Raw genomic sequence first — 18,310 nt, forward strand, 5'->3', positions numbered from 1 at the left:
TGTGTGCACACGCGTGACAATTGTTTTTGCTCTCCTCTACCTGCTCCTGCTGCTCTATTTCCTGACGCTGCTGCTGCGCATGGTGTTCGACTGGATACAAGTATTCGCCCGTGACTGGCGTCCCAAGGGCGCAGCTCTCGTTGGAGCCTCGCTCGTGTACAGACTCACCGATCCGCCGCTGCGTAAACTCCGGGCCATGATTCCACCGCTTCGGATTGGCTCCGTTGCGCTGGATATTGGCTTCCTTTTATTGCTCGTTGCCGTGGGTATTGGCATGAGTGTGACAAAAAGTTTTGTCAGTTAGAGCCGCGTCGTTAGTTTTCAGCGACAAAAGGCTATATTGTAAAAAGCGATAGAACCCAAGTTCAGATCTCCAGATTTGTATTCGGTACCGTAGTCCGGGGAAGGTTTCGGCCGGTGTCTGACTCACATAAGACCAATGAGGTGACTAGATGGCGCTTACGCCAGAAGACGTTGTCAACAAGCGGTTCCAGCCGACAAAGTTTCGTGAAGGCTATGACCAGGACGAAGTCGACGATTTTCTTGACGAGATCGTCGTTGAGCTTCGCCGACTCCATCAGGAAAACGACGAGTTGCGCAAGCAGCTCGAGCAGGGTGGTTCCAACCCCGCAACGGCCCCTGCCCCGGTAGCACCGCTACTGGCCAAGGAGCCCGCGAAGGTTGAACCCGAGCCCGCAGTTGTTGAGCCTGAGGTAGTTCAGGCCCCCGCAGCTCCGGAACCCGTTGTGGAAGAAAAGGTTGTCCCGGCTCCGGCTCCTACAGCACCGGTTTCCGCAGCACAGTCCGCCAGCGGTGTCCTTGCGTTGGCCGAGCGCCTGCACGATGAATATGTCAGCGCGGGTGTTGAGCAGCGTGACAAGATCATTGCTGAGGCCCAGATTGAAGCCAGCACACTGGTGAACGATGCCCAGGAGAAGAGCCGTAAGACGCTCGGCGCCCTGGAGCAGCAGCGTTCAGTGCTGGAGCGCAAGGTAGAGCAGCTTCGCGGCTTCGAGCGCGATTACCGCTCACGCCTGAAGAGCTACATCGAAGGCCAGCTGCGCGACTTGGACGCCCGCGGCTCAGTGGCAGCCCCGGATTTCACCGAGAGCAGCCTGGAGTCCTAATTCCAGATAACTAGAAGCCGGTGGTGCAAGGAAACTTGTTCCACCGGCTTTTAGTTTCTTAAGTTCCAACAACGGTGCCACCCGTCACAGGGCGTGGATGATTTGGCGCCTATGATGGAAGGAATCCCATTGCCCAATCAACTGAAAGCGTTATGAGCGAGAACTCTTTGCCGGCGCCCGCTGCCAAGCCCCGCCGCCACTTCTGGTGGCTCTGGCTCGGCGTGGCGGCCTTTGCCTATATTTGTGACCAATTAACTAAATGGTGGGTCAGTTCCACCATGGAATTGGGTGAGAAAACCCCCGTTATTCCTGGTGTTTTGCAGTGGTACCACATCCTGAATTCTGGTGCGGCGTTCTCCATCGGCGAGAATTTCACCTGGGTATTCACCATCATCATGGCGGCTGTTTCCGTTGCCATCATTGTCTTTGCCCGGCGCATCCGTTCGCTTTGGTGGGCCATTGGCTTGGGTCTGGTCCTGGGTGGCGCCCTAGGTAACCTGACCGACAGGCTGTTCCGTCCGCCGTCGTTTGGCATGGGCCACGTGGTGGACTTTATTTCCTTCCCCAACTTCGCCATTTTCAATATGGCGGATATGGCTGTTGTGGGCGGCGTCATTGTGATCTGCCTGCTCACTCTGCTGGGTATCTCGCTAGATGGCAGTAGAGCTGTCGCTAAAGCCACGGCGTCCAATGTCACAGAAACGAAGTCCGCAGAAGTTGCAGGGCATGAAGGGGAGGAAGATAATGACTGAAACATTCGTGGTTCCAGAGGCTGTTGCCGGGATCAGAGCCGACGCCGGGCTGGCCACTTTGCTGGGCATCTCCCGATCCGCTGCTGCACTGCTGTGCACGGAGGGCAATGTCTTACAAAACGGTGCTTCCATGGGCAAGAGCGAGAAGTTTAGTGCCGGAGCCAGCATCCAAGTGACCATTCCGCAGCGGCGTGATCCGCTGGAGGTTCGCATTGAGCCCGTCGAAGGATTAGAGATCCTGCTAGATGACGATGACTTTGTGGTAGTTGACAAGCCTGTGGGTGTGGCAGCACACCCTTCCCCGGGCTGGGTAGGTCCCACAGTAGTGGGGGGGCTGGCTGCCGCCGGTTACCGCATCTCCACCTCCGGCGCCCAAGAGCGGGTGGGCATTGTGCACCGACTGGATGTGGGCACCTCGGGAGCCATGGTGGTTGCCAAAACCGAGCACGCCTACACCGTGCTAAAGCAGGCGTTCCGTGAGCGGACCGTTGAGAAGGTCTACCACGCTGTGGTGCAGGGACTGCCCGATCCGTTGCAGGGCACCATTGACGCCCCCATTGGCCGCCATCCGGGCCATGACTGGCGCTTCGCGGTCATTGAAGACGGGCGCCCCTCCATCACTCACTATGAGGTGCTCGAAGCGTTCGGCAAGGCTTCCCTCGTGGAGGTGCATCTGGAGACCGGACGCACCCACCAAATTCGTGTCCATTTCTCTGCCCTGCGCCACCCCTGTGCCGGAGATCTCACTTACGGGGCGGATCCGAAGTTGGCGGCCGAACTGGGCCTGACCCGTCAATGGCTGCACGCCCACAAGCTCGGTTTCACGCACCCGTCATCGGGGGAGTGGGTCAGTGTCACCAGCGCCTACCCGCAGGATCTGAACTACGCACTGGATCACCTGCGCGGCGAACACTAGCCCCACCTCCAGCGCTCGGTTACTTTTGGCTCACTTTCACAGATCGCTCCCTCATTTAGTGAGGGAGCGATTTGCATTAATGCCCCAAAAGTGAGCGAGCGTTTCTGGGGGCTGGCGGTTGACTTGGCCACGTAGAATGATCTGGTGGCTAGCTCATCGACTGACAGTTTTGTCCATCTCCATACGCACACCGAATATTCCATGTTGGACGGTGCCGCCCGCCTGACCGAATTGTTTGACGAGGCCAAGCGGCTTGAAATGCCGGCCTTGGCCACCACCGACCACGGTTATTTGTTCGGTGCCTTTGACTTCTGGCGCAAGGCCACCGATGCCGGCATCAAGCCCATCATCGGGGTGGAAGCTTACGTCACCCCGGGCACGGCCCGTACCGACAAATCCAGGGTAAAGTGGCGCACCGAGGAGTCACAAAAGAAGGATGACGTCTCCGGCGGTGGTTTCTACACCCACATGACGCTGCTCAGCTACAACAACCAGGGCATGCGCAACTTGTTCCGGGCCTCCTCCTTGGGTTCCCTCGATTCACCCATGGGCAAATACCCGCGCCTGGACCGGGAACTGCTCAATGAGTATCACCCCGGATTGATCGCCACCACTGGCTGCCCCTCAGGCGAGGTTCAGACGCGTCTGCGGCTGGGTCAGTACAACGAGGCCAAGGCCGCCGCCTCCGAATTCCAGGACATCTTCGGTGCGGAAAACTATTTCTGCGAGCTCATGGACCATGGGCTGGACATTGAGCGCAGGGTCACCAAGGACCTGCTGCGCCTGGCCAGGGAACTGAAAATTCCGCTGGTCGCTACCAACGATCTGCACTACACGCATGAGCATGACGCCAAGGCGCACGAGGCCCTGCTGGCTCTCCAATCCGCCTCCACACTGACCGAGCCCACCTATGATCAGGGCGGCAAGCGCTTTGCCTTCAGCGGCAGCGGCTACTACCTGAAGTCCGCGGCGGAAATGCGCTCGCTCTTTTCCGAATTGCCGGAGGCGTGCGATAACACGCTGCTGATCGCCGAACGCTGCGACGTCTCCTTCAACACCAACGCCAACTACATGCCCAAATTCCCCTGTCCACCGGGTGAGGATGAGACCTCCTGGCTGGTGAAGGAGGTGGATGAGGGCCTGCGGTACCGCTACCCGTCCGGTATTCCCGATGACGTGCGCAAGCAGGCGGACTACGAACTCGACGTTATTATCCGCATGGGCTTCCCGGGGTACTTCCTGGTAGTGGCCGACTTCATCAACTGGTCCAAGGCCCAAGGGATCCGGGTGGGTCCGGGCCGTGGTTCCGGTGCCGGTTCCATGGTGGCCTACGCCATGCGCATCACCGACCTTGACCCGTTGCGTCACGGTTTGATCTTTGAGCGCTTCCTCAACCCGGAACGTGTCTCCATGCCTGACTTCGACGTGGACTTCGATGATCGGCGCCGCCATGAGGTCATCAAGTACGTGACCGAGAAGTATGGCGATGAGCGTGTGGCCATGATTGTCACGTACGGCTCCATCAAGACCAAGCAGGCGCTCAAGGACTCCTCCCGCGTGCTGGGCCACCCCTTCAGCATGGGTGAAATGCTCACGAAGGCGTTGCCTCCGGCCGTCATGGCCAAAGATATTCTGCTCAACGATATTGAAAACCCGGAGGCCAAGCGGTACGGAGAAGCCCAGGATTTCCGCAACCTGATCAACACTGACCCGGAAGCTGCAAAGGTCTTCGAGCTCTCCAAGGGCCTTGAGGGGCTCAAGCGCCAGTGGGGCGTGCACGCGGCCGGTGTGATCATGAGCTCTGATCCCATCATCGATGTCATCCCGATCATGCGCCGCATCCAGGATGGGCAGATCATCACCCAGTTTGACTACCCGACCGCTGAAGGTCTGGGACTGATCAAGATGGACTTCTTGGGGCTGCGCAACCTCACGATCATCACGGACGCGCTGGAGAACATCAAGGCCAACAAGGGCTTTGACCTTGACCTTGAAGGGTTGGAGCTCGACGACGCACCCTCCTATGAGCTCATGGCGCGCGGTGACACGCTGGGTGTTTTCCAGCTCGACGGCGGTCCCATGCGCGGGCTTCTCAAACTCATGCGCCCGGATAACTTTGAAGACATCTCCGCTGTTCTAGCCCTGTACCGGCCAGGTCCTATGGGTGCCGACTCACACACCAACTACGCTCTGCGTAAAAACGGTCTGCAGCCGATCACGCCCATCCATCCTGAATTGGAGGAACCCCTCGCGGACATCCTCGGCGGGACGTATGGGCTGATCGTGTACCAGGAGCAGGTCATGTCGATTGCGCAGAAGCTGGCCGGCTACTCACTGGGCCGGGCCGACATTCTGCGCCGGGCCATGGGTAAGAAGAAGAAGTCCGAACTGGATAAGCAGTATGCGGGCTTCCATCAGGGCATGTTGGACAACGGGTACTCTGACGCCGCCGTCCAAACACTGTGGGCGATCCTGCTGCCCTTCTCCGACTACGCCTTCAACAAGGCCCACTCGGCCGCCTACGGCGTCATCAGTTACTGGACCGCGTACCTGAAGGCACACCACCCGGCCGAATATATGGCGGCCCTGCTGACCAGCGTGGGTGATGACAAGGACAAACTGGCGCTGTACCTCAACGAATGCCGCCACATGGGCATTACCGTTCTTGCCCCTGATGTCAACGAATCCGCCTTGAACTTCACCCCGATCGGGACGGACATCCGCTTCGGTATGGGCGCCATTCGCAACGTGGGCGCCAACGTAGTCAACGGCTTGGTGGAGTCCCGGCGTGAACGCGGCAACTTTGAGAACTTCTCCGACTTTTTGATGAAAGTCCCCGCCGTGGTGTGCAACAAGCGCACCATTGAATCCCTGATCAAGGCTGGCGCCTTTGACACGCTGGGGCACGCCCGCCGGGCGTTGGCCATGATCCATGAAGAAGCCGTTGACTCCGTGATCAGCATCAAACGGAACGAGGCCGTGGGCCAGTTTGACCTCTTTGCCGGACTCGGTGGCGAGGAGGAGCCGGAATCAGCGCTCACCACCGAAATCCCGGACCTGCCCGAATGGGAAAAGAAGGACAAACTCGCCTTCGAACGCGACATGCTGGGCTTGTACGTCTCGGACCACCCGCTGCGCGGTTTGGAAGGCGTCCTGAGCCAGAACGCTGACATGTCCATCACGGCGTTGCTCGGCGATGACGGGCCACAGGACGGGCACATCATCACCATTTCGGGCATGATTACCAACTTACAACGCCGGATTGCCAAGAGCAGCGGCAACCCCTATGCCCGCTGCGAGGTTGAGGATCTGGGCGGTTCGCTCGAGGTGATGTTCTTTGGCCAGACCTACGGTCCCATCGCCAACATTCTCGCTGAGGACCTGATAGTGGTGGTCAAGGGAAGGCTGCAAAAGCGTGACGACGGCGCCATCACCCTTAACGCCATGGAGCTCACCGTCCCGGACCTGAGCGAAGGCATGGCCGGGCCGCTCGTGATCTCCATGCCCGAACACAAGGCCAACGAACAAGTTCTCCAGGCACTGAAATCAGTGCTTAACGATCATCGTGGCAACACCGAAGTAAAGATGCACCTGGCTGGCAGCCGTTCCGTTAAGATCATGAAACTGCCTTTGCATCATCGGGTCAACCCCACGCCCTCGCTCTTTGGCGATCTGAAGGTGCTGCTCGGCCCCACCTGTCTGGAAGGCTAACCATGAATGAACCCACTGCCGAGGCGGCGCTTTCAAGCCCCCGGTCAGCGCAGCGAGCCCATGCCTCCGGCACGCTTTGGAGCAAAAGTAACAAGGCTTTTTGGCGGCGCTGGCTGGCCATAACCTTAGTGCTCGGGGCAGTCATGGGCGTTGCCTGGTTTGTTCTGGCGCCGGGAGGGGCCATCTACGGCGACGGCTCCGATTATGACAGCTGGTTTCCCAGGGACGCCGCCCTAGCACTGTTGATGCTGGTTGCGGGCGTGGTCGCCTCCGTGGTGCTCCTGCGCCAGGGCCGTAGGACGCCGCGGATCTGGACTACGGCTGCGCCCACGTTGGCCCTGCTGGTGGGTGCGCTAGCCGGGTCCGTGCTGGCCTGGCGAACAGGTGTGTTTGCGGGGGACCTCTTCCACACTCTGCCGGAGAATCTGAGCAACCCGAGCATTGTGTTCTCCCTGCGCTCACCTTCGGTCCTCTTGATCTGGCCCCTGACAAGCGCAGCGGTACTCTTCCTCACGCATTTGTTCGGCTACTACTTCGGCAAGCCCGAGAAACGAGAAGAAATGGAGCAGGGGGAGTAGTAGCCCGGAACACACCCATGGCTCTCAACAGGTAAACTTGCGTGTTGTGAGCAACCATGAATCTTCTGTGACCGAACCCGCCATCAACAGTGGCGCCACATTCACTCTGCGACGCACGGATCTGCGTGGCCAGAGCCTTTCCGTAGCTGAGCTAAAGGGCGCAGTTCCCCGCACCGCCGCCTCCACCGTGAGCACGGCGGAAACCGCTGTGGAAGCCATCATTGCCGATGTCCGCCGGGATGGGCACGCCGCCTTGGCGGCGCTGGCCCACAAGTTCGACGGCGTCACCCAGGAACATCCCCGTGTCCCGGCCGGGGCGCTACAGAAGGCGCTGGAAACTCTGGACCCGGCCGTGCGTGCCGCCTTGGAGGAATCCATCGCCCGTGCCACAGCCTTTGCCCAGGCACAGAAGCCGGCAAACATTGACTTCCCGGTAGCCAACGGTGCCGTGGTATCCCAGCACTGGGTTCCCGTCTCCCGAGTGGGCATGTATGTCCCGGGCGGTCTGGCACCCCTGGCCTCCTCGGTCATCATGAATGCTGTGCCTGCTCAAGCAGCAGGAGTGGCTTCGGTGGCTCTGGCCTCACCGCCGCAGAAGAATAACGGGGGCCTGCCGGATCAGACCATCCTTGCCGCCGCCGCCTTGCTGGGCATTGACGAGGTCTACGCCATGGGCGGGGCCCAAGCAATCGCTGCATTTGCCTACGGCGTAGCCGCCGGAAGCTCGGCAACGGGGGGAGGAGAGGTCATCGAGCCCGTTGACGTGGTAACGGGTCCGGGCAACATCTTCGTGGCCACCGCCAAGCGCCTGGTCAAGGGCGTGGTGGGTATTGACTCAGAAGCTGGCGCAACAGAAATTGCCGTTCTGGCAGACCACACAGCCAACCCGATCTTTGTTGCCGCAGATCTCATCAGCCAGGCTGAACACGATCCCAACGCAGCATCGGTTTTGGTGACGACTTCCCTGGAGTTGGCGGACGCCGTCGAACGCGAGCTTCGCGCCCAGGTGGCACGCACGGCCCACAGGGAACGGGTCCAGACGGCACTTGGCGGCGTGCAGTCGGGGATTGTTCTCGTGAGTGATCTGGCGCAGGGTGTGGCCGTGTGCAACGCTTATGCGGCGGAGCACCTGGAAGTTGTGACGGAGAACGCTGTTGAGGTAGCAGCACAAATTTCCAACGCGGGTGCCATCTTCATTGGTGACTACAGCCCCGTGAGCTTGGGCGATTACTGCGCAGGATCAAACCATGTGTTGCCCACCAGTGGCACTGCCGCGTTCTCCTCGGGGTTGAATGTGACAACGTTCCTGCGTGCTGTCCAACTGATCAACTACAACAAGGACGCCTTGGCCGAGGTGGCCCGCCACGTCATCACGCTCTCCCAGGCGGAGGACCTGCCGGCGCATGGTGATGCCGTGGCAGTGCGTTTCCCCTAAGCAACTTTCTGAGGCTGCACCTCTGGACAGCAGGGGTGCATGTATGATAATTACACGATTGTCATTTGCTCTTGAAATGATCTTAGACTGGTAATTGACACGACCTGAAGGGGGTTGCATGTATTGCCCATTCTGCCGTAATCCCGATTCGCGTGTGGTTGATTCAAGACTGTCCGATGACGGCTCGTCCATCCGCCGCCGGCGTCAGTGTACCGAATGTGGCCGGCGCTTTAGCACCATGGAAACGGCCAGTCTGTCCGTGAGCAAACGCTCCGGGGTAGCGGAACCTTTTAGCCGCAGCAAGATCATCAGCGGCGTCCGTAAGGCGTGTCAGGGACGCCCCGTCACAGACGATGACCTGGCTAAACTCGCTCAGGAAGTAGAAGAGTCAATCCGGGCCAGTGGGGCAGCAGAAATTGATGCCAACAACGTGGGTCTGGCCATTCTGGAACCGCTACGCCGCCTTGACCTGGTGGCGTATCTGCGCTTCGCCAGCGTCTACCAAGCCTTCGAATCCCTGGCGGACTTTGAGGCTTCCATCGCCAAATTAAGAAGCGAGGATGCCAGCTAGAACCTGGCTTCGCGAGCAACAGCACAGCAACTCTCGCTAGAGAGTGGCCAGAGTGATCTGTGCCTCCTAGCGAGAGTTGCCTGTGTGCTCTGATCTTGCTACTTGATGAGTTTGAAGTACACGGCCGCTTGCAAGGCGCCGCCCACAATACCGGCGTTATTGGCCAGTTCGGCAGGGATGATCTTGGTGCGCAGCTTCAGCTGGGGAAGGTAGTCCTCGCTGCGCTTGGAAATGCCGCCACCAATGATGAACAGTTCCGGTGAAAACAAAAACTCCACATGGGAGAAGTAGCGTTGGAGCCGCACCGAGTACTCATCCCAGCTGAGCCCGTCCCTTTCCCGGGCGCTGGCCGAGGCCTTCGTTTCGGCGTCGAAGCCATCCAGTTCCAGATGGCCCAGCTCAACGTTGGGAATAAGCTTGCCGTTGTAGATGAACGCGGAGCCGATCCCCGTGCCCAGCGTGATGACCAAGACGGTACCCTTTACGCCCTTGCCAGCACCGTAACGGGCCTCAGCCAAGCCGGCGGCATCGGCATCATTGATGACCTGCACATCACGGCCCAACTCCTGGGTGAAGATCTCATCCACATTGGCGTTGATCCAGGACTTGTCCACATTTGCTGCGGACAAGGAAATGCCATGGGCAATGATGGCCGGGAAGGTGATACCTACGGGAGCATCAGCCGCTGGGGCGTGATCGCGCGAGGACAGCTCATCCACGATCTCCTTGACCACCTTCGCCACAGCCTGCGGGGTTGACGGGGCAGGGGTCAGGATCCGGAAGCGGTCCCCGATTACCTCGCCGGTGGAAAGATCAACGATTCCGCCCTTGATGCCGGTACCACCAATATCGACACCGATGGCAGTTGTTTTGGGTGAGTGCTTTTTAGACATGCAGGCTCCAAGGATAGAAATAAGGACGCGTTAGACGCCGGTGTTGGACCAAGACAATACTGCGGGAAGCTAAGGCATAGGTAATGCTACGGCAGGGTCAGGACTTCAGCGCCGGTGGCTGTAACTACCATGGTGTGTTCAAATTGTGCCGTACGCTTGCGGTCACGAGTGACCACGGTCCAATCATCCGCCCACATGTCCCATTCAATGGTGCCCAGTGTGAGCATGGGTTCGATGGTAAACACCATTCCCTCTTCCAGGACAGTGTTGTAGGCAGGAGCCGCGTCATAATGCGGAATAATCAGTCCGGTATGGAATGCCTCGCCCACGCCGTGACCGGTGAAGTCACGCACCACTCCGTAGCCAAAACGCTTGGCGTAAGAGGAGATGGTACGGCCAATGACGTTGATTTCCCTGCCTGGCGCCACGGCCCGGATGGCGCGGTTCAATGACTCCTGGGTGCGCTCCACCAGCAGACGGGACTCCTCATCAACATTGCCTACTGTGAAGGTGAAGTTGGTGTCGCCGTGGACGCCGTTCTTGAACGCAGTGATGTCAATGTTGATGATGTCACCGTCTTGGACCACGGTGGTGTCCGGAATGCCGTGGCAGATCACTTCATTGATGGAGGAGCACAATGACTTCGGGAACCCCCGGTAGCCCAACGTGGAGGGGTACGCCTGATGATCCAGGAGGAATTCGTGTCCTATCCGGTCCAGCTCATCTGTGGTCACACCGGGGAGAATGTGTTTGCCAACCTCCACGATGGCCGCTGCGGCAATCTTGCTTGAAATCCGGATCTTCTCCAGCGTCTGCGCGTCCTTGACTTCCGATCCCTTGAAGGGGGCCGGTCCGGCCTTGCCCACGTATTCAGGACGGGCAATCGAGAAGGGAACGGCTAGCTCCGGGCTGATGATCCCGGGTACCAGCTTGCCGATGGGCGCTGAGGTTGCTGTTGAAGACATAGGAACCATCTTACTAAATTTTTGCCCATGGACAGGGAGTGCGTAGTGCTCTCACCGTCCGCCGGCAGGAAAGCCCTATGATGGCAGCAGTTGCAAGTATTCACACACAAGTATTCACACACAAGGCATGGAGGCCGTCATGGCACGCTATTGGTACAACGTACAAACACACGAGGTGGAAAAGGATGCCCAGTCAGGGTGGCAGTCCCTGATTGGTCCCTACGAAAGCCGGGAAGAGGCCGAGCATGCCTTGGCCAAGGTCCAAGAGCGCAATGCCGCCGCGGACGCCCTGGACGAAGACGAAGAAGACTAACTCTCTTCCGGCACGTCCCACAGCACCTTGTGGCCCTTCCCAGCCCCGGGCGGATGTTAGAAGGTGTGTTCCGGTCCGGGGAACACACCAGAGCGAACTTCGTCGCCATACTCGCGGGCGGCGTCAGCCAGAATGGTGCGCAGCTGGGCATACTGCTTGACAAACTTGGCCATCTTGCCGGTACGCAATCCTGCCATGTCCTGCCACACCAGAACCTGCCCCGTGGTGGTGTTGCCCGCCCCGATGCCCACAGTGGGTACGGAAACTACGGCTTCCACGGCGGCTGCCGTCTCGGCTGGGACCATTTCCATCAGCACACAAAACGCGCCAGCGTCAGCCAGCGCTACGGCGTCGTCAATCATGGCCTGAGCCATCTCGCCGCGACCTTGCACGCGGTAGCCACCCAGGGTGTGCTCGCTTTGAGGGGTAAAGCCAATGTGCGCCATGACAGGGATGCCGGCCTGCGTCAGAGCGCGCACGGTTGAGGCGTAGTAGGCTCCGCCTTCCATTTTCACGGCGTGAACCAGGCCCTCTTTCATGAGGCGTACCGAGGATGCGATTGCCTGCTCGGGTGATTGCTCGTAGCTGCCAAAGGGCAGATCCGCCACCACCAGGGCGCGGTGGGCGCCAGCCGTCACCGCTCGGGAGAAGATGATCATTTCATCCAAGGTGATGGGCAGGGACGTTTCATTGCCCAGCACGTTGTTGGAGGCGGAGTCGCCCACCAGCAGCACTTCAATGCCAGCCTCATCAAAAATTTGTGCCGTGTACTGATCGTAAGCCGTCAGCATGGCAAATTTTTGGCCAGCCTTTTTTGCCGCCAACAGATGGTGTGTACGGATTTTCTGTGTGGTGACGGGGATGCCGCCGGGGGTAGCGGTCCGGGCAGCGGCGCCGGAACCGTAAGGGGCCGCCAGCTCGGCGGACGCGGGAGAATCAGACGCGGGGGAGTCAGGGGTGCTTGAGGGTGCCATGACTACAGCTTATTACGATTACGGGTGTGGGATGGGCACCGGGCGCCACACTAGTTAGTAGAGTGAAGATTGCAGGGGACACACCTGCCGCAAACCCGTCCGCCACCTGCCCGCAACTGGTGCCAGGAGGTGCTGGTGCCAGAGGAAGAGGCCCGTACATGAACCGTCAACAGGAATTTGTGTTGCGCACCATTGAGGAGCGCGATGTCAGGTTTGTGCGGCTTTGGTTTACTGACGTTGTGGGCTCCTTGAAATCGGTGGCACTGGCCCCGGCTGAAGTGGAGGGCGCCTTCGAAGAGGGGCTGGGGTTCGATGGCTCCGCCATTGAAGGCCTGGCCCGGATCTTTGAATCCGACATGCTGGCCCAGCCCGATCCGTCAACCTTCCAAATCCTGCCCTGGCGCGGCAACGGCAAGACAGAACAGACCTCCCGCATGTTCTGCGATGTTCTCACTCCCGACGGCGAACCCTCCGCCGCTGATCCGCGCAACGTCCTGAAGCGAACCTTGGCGAAGGCCGCTGACATGGGATTCACCTGTTACACCCACCCCGAGATTGAGTTCTATCTGCTCAAGTCAGATAGGCCCGGACCTGACGGCATCCCCGTCCCTGTGGACCAGGCCGGCTATTTTGACCATGTGCCAGGCGGGGTAGCTCAGGATTTTAGGCGCACCGCCGTGACCATGCTCGAAGACGTGGGTATCTCCGTAGAGTTCAGCCACCATGAGGGCGGGCCGGGGCAGAATGAGATCGATCTGCGCTATGCCGACGCACTCCAAACGGCAGACAACATCATGACCTTCCGAACGGTGATCCGTGAGGTCGCCATTCAACAAGGCACTTATGCCACGTTCATGCCGAAACCATTCTCAGACCACCCCGGTTCCGGGATGCACACCCACTTCTCCCTCTTTGAAGGCGATAGCAACGCCTTCCACGAACCGGGCGCCGAGTACCAGCTCTCCAAGACGGCGCGGCAATTCATGGCCGGGATCCTCAAGCACGCCCCGGAATTCACCGCCGTGACCAACCAGTTCGTCAACTCCTACAAGCGGCTGTGGGGTGGCGGAGAAGCCCCCAGCTACGTCTCCTGGGGCCACAACAACCGCTCCGCCCTGATGAGGGTGCCCCTCTACAAGCCGGGCAAGGGGCAGGCCGCACGCCTTGAATACCGCGGTATTGATTCAGCCGCGAACCCTTACCTTGCCTATGCGGTCCTGCTGGGAGCCGGGCTGAAGGGTATCGAGGAAGGTTATGAGTTGCCACCGGCCGCCGTGGAAGACATCAGTGCGTTGACGAGTGCAGAGCGCAGGCTCATGGGCCATGACCCGCTGCCATCCAGCCTGCATGACGCCGTGCGGCAAATGGAAGAATCAGAGCTCATGCCGGAAATCCTGGGTGAACAGGTCTTCGAAAATTTCCTGCGTAACAAACGTTCCGAATGGCAGGAATATCGCCTCCAGGTGACCCCCTATGAGATCAACCGCTACTTGGGGGTGCTCTAACACACTGCCATGAGTTCCCTGACCCGCACCTTGATCTCACGTGGCTTCTCCGACCTTGAAAACTGTGAGAGGTTTCTAGGATTTAGCGAACTCGCAGACCTGGACCAGACACAGTTGCTGGACGCGCTGGCCATTGCCGACAACCCGGATATGGCGCTGCAGTCATTGGTACGGCTGCTCAGCCGTGCCCCGCAAACCCGGAGCCTGCTCACCTGCGTAGATCCTGACACGGGACGGACACTCTCCAACGCGCACTTGTTCAGGCTCCTCGGGGCATCGGAGTCATTGGCTGACTTCCTGATGCGGCACCCGGAACATCTCGAGGTGGTGGACCCTGCCCTCATGGGGAGCCCTGGTGCAGCAGATCCGGAGGTGCTGCGGGCTTCGCTGCTGCGCTCGGTGGGGGCAGAGCCCACGGCGGAGCGTGCCGTGGCGCAGATGTCCAAAAGCCAGGGGCGGATCGCCTTGCGAACCATGTACCGCAGGCACTTATGCGAGTTGGCGTTACGGGACCTGGCAGCGCCGTCGCCTCAGGCAGCCATGCCCCAGGCCGGAGCGGAGCTGGCGGATTTGGCGGCAGCAGCGCTCGAAGCCGCTTTGGCAGTGGCACGCAATGAGGTCGGGGCAGCCTTGGGAGCCGAGAAGGTGGCGGCTGTGCGGCTATCCGTGGTGGGCATGGGCAAATGTGGCGCCCGGGAGCTGAACTACATCTCCGACGTGGACGTCATGTACGTTGTGGCACTCGATGAACAGGCCGCCGGGGCGCAGGGTATGGATGAGAGCGAACTGGTCAGGGTGGGCAATGCCCTGGCAGGGGCACTCTCACGCACCATTTATGCTTCGGAACGTGAGCCGGGACTGTGGGAAGTTGATGCCAATCTGCGCCCCGAAGGCAAGGACGGGCCGTTGGTGCGCACCCTCGAGTCGTACCTTGCCTACTACCACCGGTGGGCGCAAAGCTGGGAATTCCAGGCACTCTTGAAAGCCCGGACCATCGCCGGAGACAGGGCGCTTGGCGCCGATTTTGAGAACGCTGTGGAACCGCTGATCTGGAACTCCTCTGAGCGGGACGGCTTTGTGGAGTCCGTCCAGGCCATGCGACGGCGTGTGACAGCGAGTATTCGTGACGCGGATGCCGGACGCCAGATCAAACTGGGCAAGGGCGGCCTGCGTGATGTTGAATTTTCCGTCCAGTTACTTCAGCTAGTCCACGGTAAAACTGATCCGAGTGTTCGTTTGCGTGCCACCACTGCGGCCATTGAAGCGCTCACACATGCCGGATATATTGGCCGCACCGATGCCGCCCTGCTGCTCAATCACTACACGTATTTGCGCGTGCTAGAACACAGGATTCAACTGGTGCATATGCGCCGCACGCACACCATGCCAACAGCGCCGGAGCAATTGCGCGCCCTCGCCAGGTCCCTGGAGGGGCCGCTGAGCATGAAGCGGCCCAGTGCGGATTCCCTCGAAGCTAACTGGTCCAAGGTTAAACGTTCCGTGAGTTCCTTGCATGAGCAGATTTTTTACCGTCCCATCCTGGCCACGGCTGCAAATCTCAGTGCAGAGGATGCCGCCCTGACTACCGACGCCGCCCGGGCCCGCCTTGCTGCCCTCGGCTACCGGGACACGGCGGGGGCAGTTCGGCACATCGAGGCCCTGACCGCCGGTGTGAGCCGCCGGGCAGCTTTGCAGCGCCAACTCCTGCCGGTACTGCTCGGCTGGTTGGCCAACGGCGTTGACCCCGACGCCGGGCTGCTCGCCTTCCGCCGGGTGAGCGACGCGCTGGGAACCTCCCATTGGTACCTGGGCATGCTACGCGATCACCAAGCGGCCGCAGAACGCTTGTGTCACCTGCTTTCCAGTTCCCGCCTGGTCAGTGACCTGCTAGAGGTCTCACCGGAGGCCACCGCCTGGCTGGGCAACAGTAAAGAACTTGTTCCGCAAAGCTTTGAATCACAGTGGAGTGAAATTCAGTCAACGCTATCCCGCCATGGGGGAGATACCGGTGCCATCCGGCTCATCCGCCTGCTGCGCCAACGCGAGATCCTGCGCATTGGCATAGCTGACAGCTGCGGGCTGCTGCGCCAAGACGCTGTTTCTCGGGCCTTGAGCGACGTGGACCGGGCCGCCGTGCTGGGCGCCCTCCTCGTGGCCGAAAATGAAATCTACGCTGGCACGCCACCGCTGACCCGCGTCCTCGTGGTGGCCATGGGCCGCCAGGGTGGACAAGAAATCGGGTACGGCTCAGACGCTGACGTCCTGTTTGTGCACCGGCCCGTTGACGGGCTGGCGCAGGACCGGATGGGGGAGGCCACGCAGCAGGCCAAGGCAATCGTTCAGCGGCTCACCACACTGCTGACGGCTCCTTTGAAGCCTGCCATCCAAGCCGAGCGGGTACTCACTGTGGACGCCGGGCTCCGCCCGGAGGGCCGCAACGGGCCCCTGGTTCGGTCACTGGAAGCGTACCGGGAATACTATTCCCGCTGGTCCTCCGCCTGGGAGGCTCAGGCCCTGTTGCGGGCGCTTCCCATGGCTGGCTCGGATGTCCTGGCACGCGATTTCATCTCCATGGTGAACCCCATCCGGTACCCACAATCCGTGCCGGAAATTAACCTTCGCGAAATCAAACGCATCAAGGCGAGGATGGAATCCGAACGGCTGCCACGCGGTGCCGATCCTGCCCGGCACGTGAAGCTGGGCCGGGGCGGATTGAGCGATGTTGAATGGTTGGTTCAGCTCCTCCAGCTTCAGCACGCCCACGCTCACCCCGAACTGCGCACCACCCGCACCATTGCCGCCCTCCACGCCGCTACGGCGCTGGGGCTAGTTGATGGGGACGATTCCGAGACCTTGGAGGCTGCGTGGCGGCTCGCGGGGAAGATCCGCAACGCCAATGTCATGTGGACCGGCAAGAATTCGGATCTGCTGCCCTCGGCCCGCCATGATCTGGAGGCGGTGGCTAGGTGGTGCGGCTACGAACCAGGCAACGCGGCAGCCTTCGAAGAGCACTATCTGGGGCTGACCCGGCGTGCTAGGGCCGTTTTTGAGCGGCTGTTCTACGGCTAACCCGATCCTGGCCTGAAGGGGCCTGTTCCTGGCCTGAGCGGAAGCGGCCGGAAGCGGCTTGAAGTGCGCCGGAATTGACTGTGCTTGACCGCTGCATCTTCAAATCAGAGCTTTAGAACCTGTACGTCTGACTTAGGCCATTCGTTCAGGATTTTTCTGTAGGAGGTTCTGCATGGTCCATTGATCATCAGCGTCGCGGCGCAGCGTTCTGGGGGGGGGTGTTGGCGACAGGCCTGATGGCTGCGCTGGCTCCCAACGCTGTGGCTGCCAGAAACATGCAACTGCGCCCCGCTGGCCAGGAAACCATGATTGGCGTTCCCTTTGAAAAATACTCAACAGTGCGCATCGGCGTCATTGGGTTGGGGAACCGTGGCGGTCCCATGAGCGAGGGCTGGGCCGCAGTGCCCGGAGCCAAGGTAGTTGCTGTTTGCGATATCCGCGCGGATCGCTCAAGCGAGTGGCTGACCGTCTGGCAGCATTGGGGCGACCACGCCCGGAGCAGTACGGTGGTTCAGCCGATTCCTACATGACGATGCTCAATGAGATGGACCTTGACCTGGCCTACATCGCCACTCCCTGGGAATTCCACCACGAGCAAGGCAAAGCCGCCATTATCTCCTGCGCCCACGCCATGGTGGAACTGCCCATCGCCACGGGACTTGATGAGCTGTGGGATCTGGTAGATACCTCTGAAAAGACTCGCAGGCACATGATGCTGGCCGAGAACTGCTCCTACGGCCGCAACGAATTGGCCATGCTGAAGATGGCTCATGAAGGCGTCTTCGGTGATGTGCGCAACGGCCACGGCGGTTATCTGCACGATCTTCGCGATCTGCTCTTTAATGACGGTTACTACATGGATGACTGGCGCCGCAAGTGGCACACCAAGAGCACGGCAAGCTTCTATGCGATGCACGGACTGGCACCCATCGCCGCTGCCATGGACATCAACCGCGGCGATCGGATGAAGACTCTCTCCGCCACGGCCACATTGGCCAAGGGCCTTGCCGACTATCGCGCCAGATTTGTTCCCAAGGGGCACCGTTCCTGGAACGAGACGTACGTCAACGGTGACCTGGTCACCTGAATGATCAGCACGGAAAGGGCCGGATTATCCGCGCCGAACACGATGTCTGAACACCACGCCCGTACAGCCGCATCAACAGCCTTGCCGGCAGTCGCGGTATTTTTGAGGATTACGCAGGCGGCGGCAACACCAATGCCCGGGTCTACATGGAACCGGACCACGGCGGCATGGACTACATCATGGCGTGGCGGACCATCCAATCCATGCGCACAGGCACCATTGCCGACATTGACGTGTACGACTCAGCAGCGTGGTGCGCCCCTGTCCCGCTCAGTGTCATGTCCCTGGCCGATGGTGGCAAACCAGTGGAAATTCCCGACTTCACCCGTGGCGGCTGGGTCCGCCCGCGTGTGGGCCTGGATTCGGTAGCCATCGACATGCCAGCAGTGGTCTAACGCACCTGGAAAGGAGCAA

17 protein-coding genes are annotated in these 18,310 nt (G+C 60.2%); 14 read left to right on the forward strand and 3 right to left on the reverse strand.

The window, feature by feature from the left end:
- Nucleotides 1-13: 13 nt before the first annotated feature.
- From ABIB48_RS00480 to nrdR, 8 genes are all read left to right on the forward strand, one after another.
- On the forward strand, nucleotides 14-304 hold the full coding sequence (locus ABIB48_RS00480; RefSeq protein WP_110106230.1) for a YggT family protein: 291 nt from the start codon (nucleotides 14-16) through the stop codon (nucleotides 302-304).
- A gap of 148 nt (nucleotides 305-452) precedes the next feature.
- Complete coding sequence (locus tag ABIB48_RS00485) at nucleotides 453-1,127, forward strand: DivIVA domain-containing protein (RefSeq protein ID WP_110106047.1); 675 nt, start codon at nucleotides 453-455, stop codon at nucleotides 1,125-1,127.
- Between the two features lie 152 nt (nucleotides 1,128-1,279).
- A complete protein-coding gene (gene lspA / locus ABIB48_RS00490; protein WP_315915032.1) occupies nucleotides 1,280-1,879 on the forward strand; it encodes a signal peptidase II in 600 nt (199 codons plus the stop codon).
- Complete coding sequence (locus ABIB48_RS00495) at nucleotides 1,872-2,795, forward strand: RluA family pseudouridine synthase (RefSeq protein ID WP_354211332.1); 924 nt, start codon at nucleotides 1,872-1,874, stop codon at nucleotides 2,793-2,795. The genes lspA and ABIB48_RS00495 overlap by 8 nt, the downstream gene beginning before the upstream one ends.
- 144 nt (nucleotides 2,796-2,939) lie before the next feature.
- Nucleotides 2,940-6,506 carry a DNA polymerase III subunit alpha gene (dnaE, locus tag ABIB48_RS00500; protein ID WP_110106050.1) on the forward strand — a complete coding sequence of 1,189 codons (3,567 nt, stop codon included), beginning with the start codon at nucleotides 2,940-2,942 and terminating at the stop codon, nucleotides 6,504-6,506.
- Between the two features lie 2 nt (nucleotides 6,507-6,508).
- Nucleotides 6,509-7,084 carry a hypothetical protein gene (locus ABIB48_RS00505; RefSeq protein WP_354211334.1) on the forward strand — a complete coding sequence of 192 codons (576 nt, stop codon included), beginning with the start codon at nucleotides 6,509-6,511 and terminating at the stop codon, nucleotides 7,082-7,084.
- Nucleotides 7,085-7,121: 37 nt separating this feature from the next.
- Nucleotides 7,122-8,519, forward strand: a complete 1,398-nt coding sequence (gene hisD, locus ABIB48_RS00510; protein ID WP_396334246.1) for a histidinol dehydrogenase — start codon at nucleotides 7,122-7,124, stop codon at nucleotides 8,517-8,519.
- A gap of 118 nt (nucleotides 8,520-8,637) precedes the next feature.
- Nucleotides 8,638-9,090, forward strand: a complete 453-nt coding sequence (gene nrdR, locus ABIB48_RS00515; protein WP_110106053.1) for a transcriptional regulator NrdR — start codon at nucleotides 8,638-8,640, stop codon at nucleotides 9,088-9,090.
- Between the two features lie 98 nt (nucleotides 9,091-9,188).
- Here nrdR and ppgK read toward each other — a convergent pair whose 3' ends face one another.
- Together ppgK and map are read right to left on the reverse strand one after the other, a co-directional pair.
- Nucleotides 9,189-9,983 carry a polyphosphate--glucose phosphotransferase gene (gene ppgK, locus ABIB48_RS00520; protein ID WP_110106054.1) on the reverse strand — a complete coding sequence of 265 codons (795 nt, stop codon included), beginning with the start codon at nucleotides 9,981-9,983 and terminating at the stop codon, nucleotides 9,189-9,191.
- A gap of 86 nt (nucleotides 9,984-10,069) precedes the next feature.
- Entirely contained in the window at nucleotides 10,070-10,948 is an 879-nt protein-coding gene (gene map, locus ABIB48_RS00525; RefSeq protein WP_110106055.1) for a type I methionyl aminopeptidase, read from the reverse strand.
- A 139-nt stretch (nucleotides 10,949-11,087) separates the two neighbouring features.
- On the opposite strand from map, the gene ABIB48_RS00530 reads away from it, so the two are divergent.
- Nucleotides 11,088-11,261, forward strand: a complete 174-nt coding sequence (locus tag ABIB48_RS00530; RefSeq protein WP_110106056.1) for an SPOR domain-containing protein — start codon at nucleotides 11,088-11,090, stop codon at nucleotides 11,259-11,261.
- A 56-nt stretch (nucleotides 11,262-11,317) separates the two neighbouring features.
- Here the strand turns inward: ABIB48_RS00530 and panB are convergent, their stop codons facing one another.
- On the reverse strand, nucleotides 11,318-12,235 hold the full coding sequence (gene panB, locus ABIB48_RS00535) for a 3-methyl-2-oxobutanoate hydroxymethyltransferase (protein WP_354211338.1): 918 nt from the start codon (nucleotides 12,233-12,235) through the stop codon (nucleotides 11,318-11,320).
- 158 nt (nucleotides 12,236-12,393) lie between these two features.
- Between panB and glnA the strand changes: the two genes are divergently transcribed.
- The 5 genes from glnA (at nucleotide 12,394) to ABIB48_RS00560 (ending at nucleotide 18,291) form a co-directional block, all read left to right on the forward strand.
- Complete coding sequence (gene glnA, locus ABIB48_RS00540) at nucleotides 12,394-13,740, forward strand: type I glutamate--ammonia ligase (RefSeq protein WP_110106058.1); 1,347 nt, start codon at nucleotides 12,394-12,396, stop codon at nucleotides 13,738-13,740.
- Nucleotides 13,741-13,749: 9 nt separating this feature from the next.
- Entirely contained in the window at nucleotides 13,750-16,809 is a 3,060-nt protein-coding gene (locus tag ABIB48_RS00545; RefSeq protein ID WP_354211340.1) for a bifunctional [glutamine synthetase] adenylyltransferase/[glutamine synthetase]-adenylyl-L-tyrosine phosphorylase, read from the forward strand.
- 236 nt (nucleotides 16,810-17,045) lie between these two features.
- Nucleotides 17,046-17,339 (forward strand): hypothetical protein, encoded by a 294-nt coding sequence (locus tag ABIB48_RS00550; RefSeq protein ID WP_354211342.1) that lies wholly within the window; start codon nucleotides 17,046-17,048, stop codon nucleotides 17,337-17,339.
- Nucleotides 17,267-17,896: a Gfo/Idh/MocA family protein gene (locus ABIB48_RS00555; RefSeq protein WP_354211344.1), complete on the forward strand. Its 630-nt coding sequence runs from the start codon at nucleotides 17,267-17,269 to the stop codon at nucleotides 17,894-17,896. Before ABIB48_RS00550 ends, ABIB48_RS00555 begins: the two co-directional genes overlap by 73 nt.
- A gap of 146 nt (nucleotides 17,897-18,042) precedes the next feature.
- The gene (locus ABIB48_RS00560; protein ID WP_315915041.1) at nucleotides 18,043-18,291 is read left to right on the forward strand and encodes a hypothetical protein; all 249 of its coding nucleotides are present in this window, start codon (nucleotides 18,043-18,045) and stop codon (nucleotides 18,289-18,291) included.
- Nucleotides 18,292-18,310: the final 19 nt, after the last annotated feature.

It is taken from the genome of Arthrobacter sp. UYCu511, from assembly GCF_040547105.1.
Classification (GTDB): domain Bacteria; phylum Actinomycetota; class Actinomycetes; order Actinomycetales; family Micrococcaceae; genus Specibacter; species Specibacter psychrochitiniphilus.

Excerpts from the sequence above, each read along its gene's own strand:
- ABIB48_RS00545 (WP_354211340.1), top strand. The coding sequence starts at position 13,750 with ATGAGTTCCCTGACCCGCACCTTGATCTCACGTGGCTTCTCCGACCTT.
- ABIB48_RS00505 (WP_354211334.1), top strand. The coding sequence starts at position 6,509 with ATGAATGAACCCACTGCCGAGGCGGCGCTTTCAAGCCCCCGGTCAGCG.
- glnA (WP_110106058.1), top strand. The coding sequence starts at position 12,394 with ATGAACCGTCAACAGGAATTTGTGTTGCGCACCATTGAGGAGCGCGAT.
- ppgK (WP_110106054.1), bottom strand. The coding sequence starts at position 9,983 with ATGTCTAAAAAGCACTCACCCAAAACAACTGCCATCGGTGTCGATATT.
- panB (WP_354211338.1), bottom strand. The coding sequence starts at position 12,235 with ATGGCACCCTCAAGCACCCCTGACTCCCCCGCGTCTGATTCTCCCGCG.
- ABIB48_RS00485 (WP_110106047.1), top strand. The coding sequence starts at position 453 with ATGGCGCTTACGCCAGAAGACGTTGTCAACAAGCGGTTCCAGCCGACA.
- nrdR (WP_110106053.1), top strand. The coding sequence starts at position 8,638 with ATGTATTGCCCATTCTGCCGTAATCCCGATTCGCGTGTGGTTGATTCA.
- ABIB48_RS00560 (WP_315915041.1), top strand. The coding sequence starts at position 18,043 with ATGGAACCGGACCACGGCGGCATGGACTACATCATGGCGTGGCGGACC.
- ABIB48_RS00495 (WP_354211332.1), top strand. The coding sequence starts at position 1,872 with ATGACTGAAACATTCGTGGTTCCAGAGGCTGTTGCCGGGATCAGAGCC.
- lspA (WP_315915032.1), top strand. The coding sequence starts at position 1,280 with ATGAGCGAGAACTCTTTGCCGGCGCCCGCTGCCAAGCCCCGCCGCCAC.
- ABIB48_RS00550 (WP_354211342.1), top strand. The coding sequence starts at position 17,046 with ATGGCTGCGCTGGCTCCCAACGCTGTGGCTGCCAGAAACATGCAACTG.
- map (WP_110106055.1), bottom strand. The coding sequence starts at position 10,948 with ATGTCTTCAACAGCAACCTCAGCGCCCATCGGCAAGCTGGTACCCGGG.
- ABIB48_RS00530 (WP_110106056.1), top strand. The coding sequence starts at position 11,088 with ATGGCACGCTATTGGTACAACGTACAAACACACGAGGTGGAAAAGGAT.